The sequence below is a fragment of the Devosia sp. Z11_6 genome, assembly GCF_058133665.1.
In genome coordinates, this window is sequence record NZ_JBYUNQ010000001.1 from 479,349 (window position 1) to 493,812 (window position 14,464).

Annotated in this window: 12 protein-coding genes; 9 read left to right on the forward strand and 3 right to left on the reverse strand. The window is 65.0% G+C overall.

Annotated features, from left to right (window positions below; translation table 11 throughout):
- Positions 1-52 precede the first annotated feature (52 nt).
- Genes AC3YMN_RS02265 through AC3YMN_RS02295 form a run of 7 tightly spaced genes read left to right on the forward strand, consistent with a single transcriptional unit; the run spans position 53 to position 6,837 of the window.
- Positions 53-952, forward strand: coding sequence for a carbohydrate ABC transporter permease (locus AC3YMN_RS02265; protein ID WP_172124017.1), 900 nt, complete (start codon positions 53-55; stop codon positions 950-952).
- A complete protein-coding gene (locus AC3YMN_RS02270) occupies positions 949-1,776 on the forward strand; it encodes a carbohydrate ABC transporter permease (RefSeq protein ID WP_489888771.1) in 828 nt (275 codons plus the stop codon). Before AC3YMN_RS02265 ends, AC3YMN_RS02270 begins: the two co-directional genes overlap by 4 nt.
- Before the next feature lie 50 nt (positions 1,777-1,826).
- Entirely contained in the window at positions 1,827-3,035 is a 1,209-nt protein-coding gene (locus tag AC3YMN_RS02275; RefSeq protein ID WP_127753859.1) for an ROK family transcriptional regulator, read from the forward strand.
- Between the two features lie 14 nt (positions 3,036-3,049).
- A complete protein-coding gene (locus AC3YMN_RS02280; RefSeq protein ID WP_489888772.1) occupies positions 3,050-4,408 on the forward strand; it encodes a Xaa-Pro aminopeptidase in 1,359 nt (452 codons plus the stop codon).
- Positions 4,409-4,430: 22 nt separating this feature from the next.
- A complete protein-coding gene (locus AC3YMN_RS02285; RefSeq protein WP_489888773.1) occupies positions 4,431-5,525 on the forward strand; it encodes an ABC transporter ATP-binding protein in 1,095 nt (364 codons plus the stop codon).
- Entirely contained in the window at positions 5,525-6,493 is a 969-nt protein-coding gene (locus AC3YMN_RS02290; RefSeq protein WP_489888774.1) for a bifunctional Delta(1)-pyrroline-2-carboxylate/Delta(1)-piperideine-2-carboxylate reductase, read from the forward strand. Before AC3YMN_RS02285 ends, AC3YMN_RS02290 begins: the two co-directional genes overlap by 1 nt.
- Positions 6,490-6,837: a RidA family protein gene (locus tag AC3YMN_RS02295; protein WP_489888775.1), complete on the forward strand. Its 348-nt coding sequence runs from the start codon at positions 6,490-6,492 to the stop codon at positions 6,835-6,837. Before AC3YMN_RS02290 ends, AC3YMN_RS02295 begins: the two co-directional genes overlap by 4 nt.
- Positions 6,838-6,902: 65 nt before the next feature.
- Here AC3YMN_RS02295 and putA read toward each other — a convergent pair whose 3' ends face one another.
- A complete protein-coding gene (gene putA, locus AC3YMN_RS02300) occupies positions 6,903-10,295 on the reverse strand; it encodes a bifunctional proline dehydrogenase/L-glutamate gamma-semialdehyde dehydrogenase PutA (RefSeq protein ID WP_489888776.1) in 3,393 nt (1,130 codons plus the stop codon).
- Positions 10,296-10,446: 151 nt separating this feature from the next.
- On the opposite strand from putA, the gene AC3YMN_RS02305 reads away from it, so the two are divergent.
- A complete protein-coding gene (locus AC3YMN_RS02305; protein ID WP_248305107.1) occupies positions 10,447-10,914 on the forward strand; it encodes an Lrp/AsnC family transcriptional regulator in 468 nt (155 codons plus the stop codon).
- Positions 10,915-11,035: 121 nt separating this feature from the next.
- Here the strand turns inward: AC3YMN_RS02305 and AC3YMN_RS02310 are convergent, their stop codons facing one another.
- Together AC3YMN_RS02310 and AC3YMN_RS02315 are read right to left on the reverse strand one after the other, a co-directional pair.
- Positions 11,036-12,202, reverse strand: coding sequence for a hypothetical protein (locus AC3YMN_RS02310; protein WP_172124006.1), 1,167 nt, complete (start codon positions 12,200-12,202; stop codon positions 11,036-11,038).
- A gap of 29 nt (positions 12,203-12,231) precedes the next feature.
- Positions 12,232-13,212, reverse strand: coding sequence for an aldo/keto reductase (locus AC3YMN_RS02315; protein WP_489888777.1), 981 nt, complete (start codon positions 13,210-13,212; stop codon positions 12,232-12,234).
- Between the two features lie 215 nt (positions 13,213-13,427).
- On the opposite strand from AC3YMN_RS02315, the gene AC3YMN_RS02320 reads away from it, so the two are divergent.
- On the forward strand, positions 13,428-14,462 hold the full coding sequence (locus AC3YMN_RS02320) for a GntR family transcriptional regulator (protein ID WP_489888778.1): 1,035 nt from the start codon (positions 13,428-13,430) through the stop codon (positions 14,460-14,462).
- Positions 14,463-14,464 lie beyond the last annotated feature (2 nt).

Consider the following 14,464-nt stretch of genomic DNA (forward strand, 5'->3'; position numbering starts at 1 on the left):
GATCGTCCGGCGCGCGCGGGCGCCGGGTTGGGAATGCAGGAAGGGGCCAGTCATGGGCGGACTTGATTTCAGAGCCAGGCGCAACCTGGTTTATGCGCTGTTCTTGCTGGGTCCGATCGCGTTGTTTATCGCCGCCTTCATTTACCCGGTGATCGATACGATCTGGCTGTCGCTGCATTCCTGGGACGGAATGTCGGTGGAGCGGCAATGGGTTGGACTGGCGAACTTCCAGCAGATCCTCAACCAGCCGCGCACCATGCATGCGCTGTTCAACAATTTCCAGTGGCTGATCTATTTCCTGGTGCTGCCCACGATCGTGGGGCTGGGGCTCGCGCTCTTGCTCGATAGCGACGTCAAGGGCGCCTATATTTTCCGGACCATCTTCTTTTTGCCCTTCACCATCACGACCGTGGCGGTGGCGTCGGCCTGGCGGTGGCTGTATCGGCCGACGACGGGGCTGTTCTCGACCGTGCTTAACAGTCTGGGGCTGTCGGAGTGGAACCAGAACTGGCTGGGCGACCCGCAGATCGTGACCTATTCGATCATGGCGGCCTCGCTTTGGGCGTGGAGCGGGTTCACCTTCCTCATCTACTTTGCCGGGCTGCGGAACCTGCCCACCGAATATATCGAGGCAGCGCGGATCGATGGGGCGTCGCCCTGGACGATCCTCACCAAAATCAAGCTGCCGCTGCTCTTGCCCTCGACGGTCGTCGTGCTGGGGATTGCCGGCGTCGACTCCATGCGCGTCTTCGATATCGTCTGGTCCATGACCCAGGGCGGGCCGTTTGAATCGAGCTATGTGCTGGCGGTCGATATGTACGAGACCTCGTTCTCGCGCTTCCAGATGGGGCAGGGCGCGGCGATCGCGGTGCTGCTGCTGGTGCTCGCGGCCATCGTGGTGATGCCCTATGTTTATTACATGTCCACCCAGGTCGAGGAGGTGCGCGAATGAGCGCCTTTGCCGTCCGTCGCCCTGCGTTTTCCACCGGGCTGCGCTATTTCATCCTCGTCGTGCTGGCGATCCTGTATCTGACGCCGCTGCTGATGGCGTTCAATGCCAGCCTCAAGAGCCCGGCCGAAATCCCCTATTCGCTGCAATTGCCGAGCGAAATCTATTGGCAGAACTATACCGAGGGCTGGGAGCGGATCGGGCGCTCGGTGTGGAACAGTTTCCTCATCACCATCCCCTCGGTCGTGCTGTCGGTGTTTGTGGGCTCGCTGGCGGCGTATCCGCTGTCGCAGGTCAATATCCCGGGCGGGCGCGTCGTCTATTTGCTGATCCTCGCCGGGATGCTCGTGCCCTATCAGGCGGTGCAGATCCCGCTGTTCATGATCATGCGCTCGCTCGGGCTCTACAACACCATTCCGGGGATGTGGCTGGTCCATACCGCCTATGGTCTGCCCTTCGTAACGTTTTTCATGCGCAACTATTTTGCGACGGTGCCCCGCTCGATGTTCGAGGCGGCGCAGCTCGATGGCTGCGGGCCGGCGGGGTATTTCTTCAAGATCCTGCTGCCCGCATCGGTGTCGGGGCTGGCGGCGATCGCCATCGTGCAGAGCCGGTCGGCCTGGAATGACCTGTTCTTCGGGCTGACCCTCACCAGCGGGCAGAACAGCCCGGCGCCGGTCAGCCTTTATGCCATGATCGGCGGGCTTGACGTGGATGACGGCCCGATGATGGCGGCGACGATCATTTCGATCGTGCCGATGATGATTGCATTCCTGCTGTTCCAGAAGGCATTCACGCGGGGCCTGTTGGGTGGCTCGTCAAAATGATGACCCATTCCCCGGCTGCCTCGCCACGCCCGCCCGAGAGGGACTAGCTCATGCATCCATCTGTTGTTCGCCAGATCCATGCCTCGCGCATCTTCCATGCGATCCGGCTCAATCCCAATGCCTCGCAGCGCGAGATCGCCGACAAGGCCGAGACGGACAAGTCGACGGTCTCGGCGATCCTCAAGGATTTCGAAGCCATCGGGCTGATCGAGCGCGCCACCAAGGTCGCGGGCAAGGGTCGCGGGCGGCCCGGGGAGCGGATTTCCATTTCGGCCAATGGGGGCCTCCTGGTCGGGGTGCATCCGGTACCCGGCGAGATCAGCTATGTGGTGACGGGGCTCGATGGGGCGCCGCTGGGGCAGGTGACGCGCACGCTGCCGCATCGCTCTGAACTTGCGGCCGAATTGCGCGCAGGGATCGGCGAGCTCGTGGCCAGCATCGGGCGCAGCATGAATGAAGTGCGGGCCGTCGGCGTGTCGGTGCCGGGCCTGGTGGGGCGCGACGGGCACCTCGCCCATTCGCCGAACCTGGGTTGGCGCGACCTCGAGCTGCGCAGCCTGCTCGACAACGCCGTCGAGGCGTCGCTCTACATCGACAACAACTGCAATGCCGATGCGATGGCCGAATATCTGTTCGGCAGTGCCGCGGAGGACGAGACCTTCATTTATCTCGACAGCTCCTCGGGCGTGGGCGCGGGGCTGTTTCTCGATGGGGCGCTGTTTCGCGGCCATGGCGGCTATGCCGGCGAGTTCGGCCACACCAAGATCGTGCCCAATGGGCGGCTCTGCCGCTGCGGCAATACCGGGTGCCTGTCGGCTTATGTGTCGGATTTCGCGCTGGCGCAGCGGCTGCAGCAGGACGGGGTGCAGGTGTCCTCGACCGCCGAGCTGCTCAACCTCGCCGAAGCGGGCAACGAGCTGGCGCTGCATGTGCTGGCTGAAATGGGCAGTTATCTCGGGATCGGGGTGTCCAACCTCATCAATATCTTCGATCCGCCGCGGGTGATCCTCGGGGGGAGTCTGGCGCGGCTGGCGCCCTTTATCCGCAACTCGATGATCCACGCCGTCGAGGAGCTGGCGCTGCCCGCAGCGCTGCAGGATTGCCGGATCGAATTCTCGAGCCTCAGCACCAACAATGTGCCGCTGGGCGGGGTCGCCCTGGCGCTGGAAGGCTGCACCAATTTTTCGGGCGCCAAGGCGCCGCTCTGGCATGCGCCCAGCGCTGCCGACCCATCTGCCGCAGAATCTGCGGCGAGCTGAAAGGACCTTTATTGATGACCATTGCCCTTCGTTCCATTGCCGCGCCGGCCATTGAGGTTCCCCTGCAGCAGCCCGCCATTCCGGGCGCGACCTATGCGGCGCGGTGCAACGAGGCCTATCGGCGTGCCGGCCATGATTGGCTCGTGATCTATGCCGACCGCGAGCATAACGCCAATATCATGTTCATGTCGGGCTTTGATCCGCGCTTCGAGGAGGCCCTGCTGCTGCTGGGCCCGGGCGAGCAGCGCATCTTCGTCGTGGGCAATGAGGATGAAAGCTATACCGCCATTTCCCCGCTGCCTGGCAAGCAAGTGGTGCTGGCCCAGTCGATGAGCCTGTTGGCCCAGGACCGCTCGCGACGCCCAAGTGTCGAGGCGGTGCTGCGTGAATGCGGCATCAAGAGCGGCGACAGCGTGGGGGTTGTCGGGTGGAAGTATTTCGAGGGGACGGAATGGGACGGCGAGGAGCCGGGCCTGTTCGTGCCCGCTTACCTGCCGATCCTCCTGAAGCGGATCACCGGGCAGAGCCCGGCGGAAGCCACTCCGGTGCTGATGCATGAAACCGAAGGCCTGCGCTCGGTGGTGGATGCCGACCAGATCGCCGCCTATGAATGGGGCGCGGCGCGCGCCTCGGCAGCGGTGTGGCGCATGGTGACGGGTATCCAGGCCGGGGACAGCGAATTGCTGGCGGCGAGCCGCATGGGCTATGCCGGCGAGCCGATGAACTGCCACCCCATGCTGACCACCAGCGATGCTACGGGGCCGGTGATCGGGCTCTCGAGCCCAACCGGGCGCATCATCGGCAAGGGCAATGGCATTTCGGCGGCGGTGAGCTTTTGGGGTGGGCTCGCGTCACGCGCCGGGCTCGTTACCGACCATGACGAGGCGTTCCTCGCCACCGCCAAGAGCTATTTCGAGGGCCTGATCACCTGGTATGAGACGGCCGATCTCGGGGTCACCGGTGGCGAAATCCATGATGCGGTGACCGGCGCGCTGGCGCGCGGCGGCCTGGGTTCAGCGCTCAACCCGGGGCACCTGACGGGCCATGACGAATGGCTGAACTCGCCGGTGCGGCCGGGCTCTCAAAGCCGGATCGCTTCGGGCATGCCATTCCAGATCGACGTGATCCCGGTGCCGATGCCCAATGGCTGGGCGCTCAACTGCGAAGATGCGGTGACCTTTGCCGATGCCAAGCTGCGCGAAGAGCTCCGGACGCGCCATCCGCAGGTCTTTGCCCGCATCGAGCAGCGCCGCGCCTTTATGCGCGACGAGCTCGGGGTCGCCATTCACGATGCCATCCTGCCGATGTCCTCGACCCCGCTCTGCCTGCCGCCCTTCTGGCTGGCGTCCAACATGCTGCTGGCTCGCGCCTAAGCTCTCACACGAAGGAGCCGACATGGCCCATCTTTCGATCCGCAACCTGACCAAGTCCTACCAGACCTTTCAGGCCGTCCGGGGCATCGATCTCGAAATCGCCGACAGCGAGTTCGTGGCGCTGGTGGGACCCTCGGGTTGCGGTAAATCCACGACACTGCGCATGATCGCGGGGCTCGAAACCATTTCGGGTGGCGAGATCCGCATCGACGACAAGACCATCAACGATGTCGAGCCGGGGCGACGCGACATCGCCATGGTGTTCCAGAACTATGCGCTTTATCCGCATATGACGGTTTACGACAACATCGCCTTTGGCTTGCGACAACGACGCATGCCCAAGGCGGAAGTGGCGGCGCGAGTGGCGGAAGCCGCGCGGGTGCTCGAGATCGAGCCACTGCTCAAACGCAAGCCGCGCATGCTGTCGGGCGGGCAGCGCCAGCGCGTGGCCATGGGACGCGCCATTGTGCGCAACCCCAAAGTGTTTCTGTTCGACGAGCCGCTGAGCAACCTCGACGCCAAGCTGCGCGTGCAGATGCGTACCGAGATCAAGCGGCTGCACCAGCAGATCCCGACCACCACGGTTTATGTGACCCATGACCAGATCGAGGCCATGACCATGGCCGACCGGGTGGTGGTGATGAATAATGGCATGATCGAGCAGGCGGGGCCGCCCCAGGAACTCTATAACCGGCCGGTGAGCCGGTTCGTGGCGGGCTTTATCGGCTCGCCGGCAATGAACTTCCTCAATGGCCGGCTGGCGGCCGAGGGTGACGGGCTGTTCGTGCAGCTGCCGGGCGAGCAGCGGCTCGCCGTGCCGGCGTCGCGCCGGGATGCCTATGCGCCATTTGCCGGGCGCGACGTGGTGCTAGGGCTGCGGCCCGAAGCCTTCAGCAATGTGCATGACCGCCCCAATACCGCGGCGCTCAGCGGGACCGTGGATCTGGTGGAGCCGCTGGGGGCCGAGACGCTGCTTTATATGCGGGTGGGCACGGAAAATGTCTGTGCGCGGGTGGCGCCTTCCTATCAAGCCGCACCCAAGCAGACGATTGCCCTCACCGTCGACATGGACAGCATGCACCTGATCGATCCCGCGACCGACAAGGTCATCTACTGATGGCGGGGACAACCGCACTCAAGGTGATCGACGCGGCGACGGTGGAGCGATTGCTGGATTATCCATCGCTGGTGGCAAAACTACGGGAGGCGTTTTTGGCGCCACCCACCGCGCCGAGCCGGCAGGCCGTGCCGATCGAAGCGGCACCGGGCCAGACGGCGGGCACGCTGCTGGTGATGCCGGCAGTGCGGCCGGGAAAGCTGATCGGGGTCAAGCTCGTGACCGTTTTGCCTGAACTCGGCAACCGACCGGGTGGGGCACTGCGGGCGATCTATATGGTGCTCGATGCCGCGAGCGGCGAGCCGCTGGGCACGATCGACGGCCACGCGCTGACAACGCGGCGCACGGCCGCCGCTTCGGTGTTGGCCGCTTCGGTGCTGGCCAATCCCGAGCCCGAAACCCTCCTTGTGGTGGGCACCGGGAGCGTGGCCGAAGCACTGGCGGAGGCCTATTGGGCGGTGTTGCGGCCAAAGCGGGTGCTGATCTGGGGGCGCAACACGGGCAAGGCCGAGGCGCTGGCCGCGAGCCTCCATGCGCGCGGGATTGCCGCGAGCGCGGCCGGGGAATTGGCCGAGGCCGTGGGGCAGGCGCAGATCGTTTCAGCGGCGACGCTGGCGCGCGAGCCCATTATTCTGGGCGAGCAGGTGCGGCCGGGCACGCATATTGACCTCGTCGGCGGGTTCCGCCGCGACATGCGCGAAAGCGATGATGCCCTGGTGCGCAGGGCGCGGGTGGTGGTCGACGTGCCGCACACAAAAACCGAAACCGGCGACATCGCCCAGCCCATAGCGGCTGGTGTGCTGGATGCAGCTGACGTAACGGAGCTGGCCGAATTGCTGGGCGAAGCGCCGCGTTGGCGGCGGGCGCCGGAGGATATCACCCTGTTCAAATCGGCGGGGCATGCCCTCGAAGATCTGGCGGGGGCGGAATTGGTGATGGAGCGCCTGGGCGCCGAGGAGATCGCATGATCAAGCGAATGGAAATGGGCAAGCGCATGAGCCAGGCCGTGGTGCATGGCGGGGTCGTGTATCTGGCCGGGCAGGTGGCCGAGGATACGAGCCTCGATATCGTGGGGCAAACCGAGCAGGCGCTGGCGGCAGTGGAGCGGTTGCTGGCGGAGGCCGGGGGCAGCAAGGCGCAGCTGCTGACGATGGCGGTGTATCTCGCCGATATTGGTGACTTCGCTGGGATGAACAGCGTTTATGACAGCTGGATCGATCCGGACAACAAGCCGACACGCGCCTGCGTGCAGGCGCTGCTGGCGGACCCCGGCTACAAGGTCGAGTTCGTGGCGACCGCGGCGGTCGCATAAGGCTAAAGAAAAGCCCGCTGGTGCTGCCAGCGGGTTTTTTTTGTTGGGGCGGTTAGCCGGCTTGGCTAGCCGGCCTGGGCCATCAGGGTGGCGTTGCCGCCGGCGGCTGTGGTGTCGATGCAGACATGGCGTTCCACGACGAGGCGCAGGGCGTCGTCCTTGCTGGTTACGAGCGGCAGGATGGGGCCGCTGCGCTGGCTCAGGGCCTGGCGGATGGCGCCGAGCTGGCTGTCCGCGCCGAAATAAGCCACCGCATCAAAGGTCTGGGCGTGCTGGAGCACGTCGAGGTCGAGTTCGGCCAGAAGGGCGGTGTTGCCGAGCGTGGCGGCCAGATTGGCCTGGGCCTGCTGATCGGCCGGGGTGGGGCCAAGGCAGAGCACGGTGCCGCGCGGGCTCACATGCATGACGTTGGACTCCCCGGTGGGGCCGGGCAGGGGGAGGGGCATGGTCTTGCCCTCGGGAGCACCGATGGTGAAGCGGGGCAGATAATGCGGGCCGCCCGCCTTGGGGCCGGTGCCCGAAAGGCCCTCGCCGCCAAAGGGCTGCGAGCCGACCACGGCGCCGATCTGGTTGCGGTTGACATAGATATTGCCGGCCTGGACGGCGCTGGACACGAGACGCACCCGCGAGGAAATGCGGGTGTGCAGCCCAAAGGTCAGCCCGTAGCCCGAGCGGTTGATGGCGGCGATGACGGCGTCGAGCTCAGTGGCCTTGAAGGTCGCGACATGGAGCACCGGGCCAAAGATCTCTTCGGCCAGCGCCTCGATGCTGGGCACGCGTAGCACGGCGGGGGCGACAAAGGTGCCGCCGATTGGGGTGGGCAGGCGATGGATGAGGTTGCCCGCGCGCGCAAAGCTCTCGATATGCGCTTCGATCTTACTGCGGGCGGTCTCATCGATGACCGGGCCGATATCGGTGCTGAGGTGCCAGGGATCGCCCAGGGTCAGCTCGTCCATGGCGCCCTTGAGCATTTCGAGGGTCCGCTCGGCCGCTTCTTCCTGCACGTAAAGCACGCGCAGGGCCGAGCAGCGCTGGCCGGCGGACTGGAAGGCGGAGGCGATGATGTCGCGCACGGCCTGTTCGGGCAGGGCGGTGGAGTCAACGATCATGGCGTTGAGGCCACCGGTTTCGGCAATGAGGGGCGCGGTGGGGGCCAGATTGGCGGCCATGGCCCCATCGATCCGGCGGGCGGTGGCGATGGAGCCGGTGAAGACGACGCCGGCAATGGCGGGGTGGGAGGTGAGAGCCGTGCCGACTTCGCCGGCGCCGGTGAGGAGTTGGATGGCGTCGCGGGGGATGCCGGCTTCGTGCATCAGCTGGATCGCGCGGAAGGCGATGAGCGGGGTTTGGGGCGCGGGCTTGGCCAGCACCGGATTGCCCGCCACCAGCGCGGCCGCGATCTGGCCGGTGAAGATGGCGAGGGGGAAGTTCCAGGGCGAGATGGCGGTGAAGGGGCCGCGGGGTGCGCCCAGGGACTGCCGTTCGGCGCCCCGGGCATAGTAGCGCAGGAAGTCGACGGCTTCGCGGACTTCCGCCACGGCGTCAGCCCAGGTCTTGCCGGCTTCACGGGTGAGGAGGGCAAAGAACTCGGCGCGATTGGCTTCATAGAGATCGGCGACGGCGCGCAAGAGCTCGGCGCGGCGGGCGACGGGCTCCCTGGACCAGCCGGAGTGGGTGGCCGCGGCGATGGCGCCTTCGATCTCGTGCGGGAGGGCCTCGACCACGGTGCCCAGAATGTCGGCTGGTTTGGCGGGATTGGTCAGGGTTTTCGCCTGGGCGCCGGGGGCGGCATCGTTGGCGAGCGCGGTCAGGGCGTGGGCGTGCCACTGGGTGGTGGCAAAGGCGTCGCGGGCCGCCTCGGCGGCGGGGAAGGCGACGGGGTCGGTGAGATCGAGCCCGGCCGAGTTGCGGCGGGGGGCAAAGATATTGGCCGGCGCGGGGATGGCCGGATTGGGGATGGCGTCGCCTAAGGCGAGGAGCTTGGCAATGGGGTCCTCGGCCACCACAGCGGCGGGGATGTTCTCGTCGGCGATCTGGTAGACAAAGGAGCCGTTGGCGCCGTTTTCGAGGAGGCGCCGGACGAGATAGGCGAGCAGGTCCTTGTGGGCGCCGACCGGGGCATAGATGCGGGTGCGGGTGCCGTGGGCGGTGCGCAGCACTTCGTGGAGGCGCTCGCCCATGCCATGGAGGCGCTGGAACTCGAAGCTCTCCTTGGGCTTGCCGGCTTGGGCGGCGAGATGGAGGACCGCGGCGGCCGTGTGGGCGTTGTGGGTGGCAAATTGCGGGTAGATCGCCTCGGCCGCAAGGAGCTTGCGGGCGGCGGCGATGTAGCTGACATCTGTCGCAGCCTTGCGGGTGAAGACGGGATAGCCATCGAGCCCCAGCACCTGGGCGCGCTTGATTTCGGCGTCCCAATAGGCGCCCTTTACGAGGCGCACCATGATGCGGCGATCGAGCGAACGGGCGGTGGCATCGAGCCAATCGATGAGGGGCAGGACGCGCTTGCCATAGGCCTGGACCACGACGCCAAAGCCGTCCCAGCCGGCCAATTCGGGCGTGGCGAGCACTTCGGCGATGATGTCGAGCGACAGATCGAGCCGGTCGGCTTCCTCGGCATCGATGTTGAAGCCCATATTGGCGGCCCGGGCGGCGAGCGCCAATTGCCGAGTCGTGGCAACCAGTTCGCTCATCACCCTCTCGCGCTGCGCGAACTCGTAGCGGGGGTGAAGGGCCGAAAGCTTGACCGAAATGCCGGGATTGTCGCGCACGGACGGGGCGGTGCAACGGGGGGCCAAGGTGGCGATGGCGCGGCTATACGCTTCCGCATACCGCTCGGCATCGGCGGAGGTGCGGGCGGCTTCGCCCAGCATGTCATAGGAATAGCGGTAGCCCAGAGCCTCGGGCTTGCGGGCATTGGTGATGGCTTCGTCGATGGTGCGGCCAAAGACGAACTGGGAGCCCAGCAGGCGCATGGCCTGACCGACGGCGGTGCGGATCACCGGTTCGCCCAGGCGCGCGACGGCACGATGAAGCGCGTTTTTGGGCCCGACTTCGGGGTCGCCCAGCACATCGGCGGTGAGGCTGAGGGCCCAGGAGGAGAAGTTGACGAGCTGGTTGGAGGAGCCGCCGAAATGGCTGGCCCAATCGGAGCCACCTACCTTGTCGTGGATGAGGGCATCAACGGTTTCAGCGTCGGGGACACGCAGCAGCGCTTCGGCCAGCGACATCAGGGCCACGCCCTCGTCCGTGGCCAGACCATATTCGGCAAGGAAGGATTCCATGAGCCCAAGCCGGTTGCCGGTGCGCACGGTCGCCACCAGCTTTTCGGCCTGGGCCGAGATCGCGCTGCGCTCGGCAGGGGACAGGCCGGTATCGGCAATCAGCTGCCCAACGAGAGCAGTCTCGTCGGCCAGATTGCGGGCGTGAAGAGTTTGGCGGGCAGCAGCGATTTCAGACAATTGGGGGGCTCCAGGGCAACCCTTCCCGGTCGAGTATCTCGGCCGGACGGCAGGTAGAAGATAATGCTGCGCCTAAAGGCATTTCGCCCGATATGGTGGCTCGATCCGGCCTAATGCAATATAGTTGGGGCAGCTTCTAGGAGAAACGCCTGTGAACCTTGCCGATCACGACGCATTGGACCCGATCGACCGTCGCATCCTGCACGAGCTGGCGCAGAACGGACGGATCAGCGTGGCCGAGTTGAGCCGGCGGGTGAATTTGAGCAAGACGCCGTGCCAGGCGCGGATCAAGCGACTGGAGGATGCCAAATACATCCTGGGCTATCGCGCGGTGATCAATCCGGACCGGATGGGCTTGCCGCATGTGGCTTTTGTGGAGGTCAAGCTCAGCGATACGCGCAAGGCGGCGCTCAACGCCTTCAACAAGGCAGTGCGCGCCATTCCCGAAGTGGAGCAGGCGCATATGATCGCCTCGAGCTTTGATTACCTGCTCAAGGTGCGCACCAAGGATATCGCCGATTATCGCGAAGTGCTGGGCGAGCGCATCAGCAGCCTGCCCCATGTCGCCCATACCAGCACGCATGTGTCGATGGAGGCGGTCAAGGATCAGGCGGAATAGGGCACGGAAGGGCGGAGCGCCTGGTGCCCGAGACCGGACCGGCCTCGGGCAGGTTGGAACAAATGCAGCGGTGATGACCATCGGCAATGGGGAGGCTTGCCGGTGGTCAGGGTCGGGTGGTTCAGGACTTCCAGTACCGCGCCAGTGTGGTTGGCGTATGCATGTTGCCGTAGAGATAGGCCCAGAACTCGGCGTGGCGTTCCTTGGGAACAGTCTTCCAAAGGTCGTGCACCGCCATGTCGCCGCACCAATAGGAATAAACAAAGGGTGCGCGCAGCCCATGGCGCAGGAAGCGCAATTTGGACTTAATGGCGTGAAGCTCCTCAAAGCTCTGTTCGGCCATGATCGGCGCGATCAAATCGGCCGACATGTTGTCGTTGTGCAGCATCCAGGCGGCATTGCAGCGCAGGGCGGCGCGCATGCGCTGGAGGGCGACGGCCAGTTCGTCCTCGGGGGTTTCCACCCAATCGATGAAGAAGAGGCCGTTGTCGGCAATGCCCTCAAACAGCGCGCTGCTGGCTGAGCTGGTAACGACCTGCGCGCCATCGAGCGGCATGGTGCCTTCGGCCACATATTGCTGGCGCAGGGCGAGGTGCACGAGGTGTCCGGGAAAGGCTTCGTGGCAGGCCAGGTGCTTGAGGGCATAGGTCGTGTAGGGATGGTCGAGGTTGAGATACTGCTTGCGCGCGGGAAAATCGCAATAGGCCGAGAAGGGCACATCGCGCAGCTCCTGGGGCTCGATCCATTCATGGCGGAAATCATACATGCGGGCGCTGACCCGCTCGCGCACCACCTTGGTCAGCTCGCGCATGGTGTCGATGACCTGGTCGGCCGGAACGCGAACCGAGGCTTCCCAGCGGCGCACATCGGCTGAAATGTCGCCGGTCCACTGACCAATCTCGATCAGCTTGTCGCGGATAGTGTCCCGATAGGCCTCGATGATCGCGGGTGGCACCTTGGTGGTTTCCACCCGGATCTGGCGGCGCACCCGATCCGCAAAGGAAATGGGCGCTCCCTCGAAGGTGGTCACCAGGGCGAGGAGCGAGTCGACCATTTCCAGCAGGTAGTCGCGGCGCAGATCGCTTTCTGCCTCGGCGGGAATGCGCGCCTGCAGCGCTTCGAGCGCGGCGCGCGCTTCGGCGTAATCGCGCAAGGGGCGGGGCGCCACATCGGCGACTGCAACCGGGATCAGCCCCTCGCGATCCAGAAAGCCAGCAGCGGTGTTGTGGCTGCGGTAAAGAGCATCAAGGCCGGCGGTCAGTTCGGCCAGTTCGCGTCCAAGTTTCATTGGGTCAGTCCTCGGCAAATAGGATGGCGCTACTGATGCCCGGCCACGGGCTTGGGCCGGTAGGGCGCTTCGATTTCGGCAATATCCTGGTCGGTCAGCTTGAGGCTGAGCGCGGCTACCGCATCGTCGAACTGGGTGAGGCGCGACACGCCGATGATCGGAGCGGTGATGCCGGGGCGGCTCGCGACCCAGGCATAGGCAACCTGCGCCATGGGGCAGTTGTGCCGTTCGGCGACGGCCTTGACGGCGGCCGCGACCTGATCGTCCTGCGCCTTGGTCGCCTCATAGAGCGCGGTGGCGGTGCGATCGGTCTGGGCGCGGGTGCTGCCCTTGCCGTCTTCGCCGCGCTTGCCGGCCAGAACGCCGCGGGCCAGCGGGCTCCAGGGAATGACTCCGACCCCTTCGGAGCGGCAGAGGGGCAGCATTTCGCGCTCTTCCTCGCGATAGATCAGATTGTAGTGCGGCTGCATGGAGATGAACTGCGCCCAGCCGTGCTGGCGCTGCAGGCCCAGGGCCTTCATGAACTGCCAGGCATGCATGGAGGAGGCGCCGAGATAGCGCACCTTGCCGACGCGGACGAGATCGTTGAGGGCGTCGAGCGTTTCCTCGAGCGGCGTTTCGTAGTCGAAGCGGTGCAGCTGGTAGAGGTCGATGTAATCGGTGCCGAGGCGGCGCAGGCTGCCATCCACCGATTCGAAGATGTGCTTGCGCGACAGGCCCCGGTCATTGGGGTCCTGGCTCATGGGATTGTAGAGCTTGCTGGCGAGCACCAGCTTGTGGCGGGGGTGATCGGCGAGGGCGCGGCCCAGCACTTCCTCGCTGGCGCCCAGGGAATACATGTCGGCGGTATCGAAGAAATTGATCCCGAGTTCGAGCGCGCGGCCGATGATGGGGCGGGAATTCTCCTCGTCAAGGACCCAAGGGGCCCAGCTGGGGGAGCCAAAGGTCATGCAGCCCAAGGCCAGACGAGAGATTTTGAGGCCGGATCGGCCGAGATTGACATATTCCATTAGTACACCCTTTTCGCGCCCGCGGGTTCGGAGTCCAACACACAGCCGACTGGCGGCGCGCGTTGAAGCTTAGAGAACACCGAAAATCAGCCGGTGCAAGCGCAAAGCTTTGCTTAGCGACTAGGCATTAAGTTGCTGTGGATAAAAAACGTGCGGCCCCATTGTGTTTCGGGAGAGAGTTGATACGGTCTGGGTGTATCGCTTGGATAGTACACATGTTCCGTATCGACGCATCCAGCATAGACAAGTCGCTGCCAGTCCCGGTCGGCACGCAGCTGCATGGGCTTTTGACCTATGCGCTGGCCTTTGGCGGGATCCCCTATGGCAGCAAGCTGCAGTCGGTGCGCCAGCTCGCTGCGGAACTGGGCATTGCCCCGATGACGGTGAGCCAGGTGTATCAGCGGCTCCGCGATGCCGGGCTTGTCGAGATGCGCCAGGGGCTCGGGGCGTTTTCTGCTCGTGATCCGAAAAAGACCAGTTCGGGCGGTGACCTGCCGGTAAGCGCGCTGCGCGCCGATATCGAGATCCTGATCAGCAAGGCCGAAAAGCTCGGCGTTTCCCCCATGGCACTGGTGTCGATGATCAATGCGCAGTCGCAGTTGCGTAAGCCCAAGACAGGGTTGCGGCTGGTGTTCGTGGCGATTTTTGAAGAGCCGGGGCGGGACTATGTGTCCCAGATCAAGCCGGTGCTGGGCGCCACTGACCAGGTGCAGATCCTGACGCTGGATACGCTTAAAGTGTCCGAGGACGCGCGCCGCGTTGCGCTCGATGCCGATCTGGTGCTGACCTTCGTCAATCGCGAAGCCGAAGTGCGTGCGCTGGTTCCGGCGGCGCGCCTGCTGGGGTTGCGGTTCATTCCATCGGAAAAAACGCGGCAGGCGCTGGCCGGGCTCGATCCGCGCATGCGGGTGGCTGCGGTCACCTATTTCCCCGAATATATCGCGATAATGCGGCCCAGCGTGCGCGAGTTTGCGCCCCACATTGCCGACATCAAGGTGACCTGGTCGGCAGCGGCGGACATTTCCGAGACAATCGCGCAGTGCGATGCGGTGATTTATGCCTCGGGCGCCGATCACGTGATCGATTTGGTGGGACCGGGCAAGCCGTGTTTCGAATTTCGGCATGCGCCCGATCAAGGGGCGTTGGAAAGCGTGCTCGTGCCGTGCCTGGCCGAGCTGCGCCAGAACAAGATTGCCGGAAACGAGCCCCATGGGGCGCGGGAGCGGCAGCCCGTTGCGCGCGCCAAATAGAT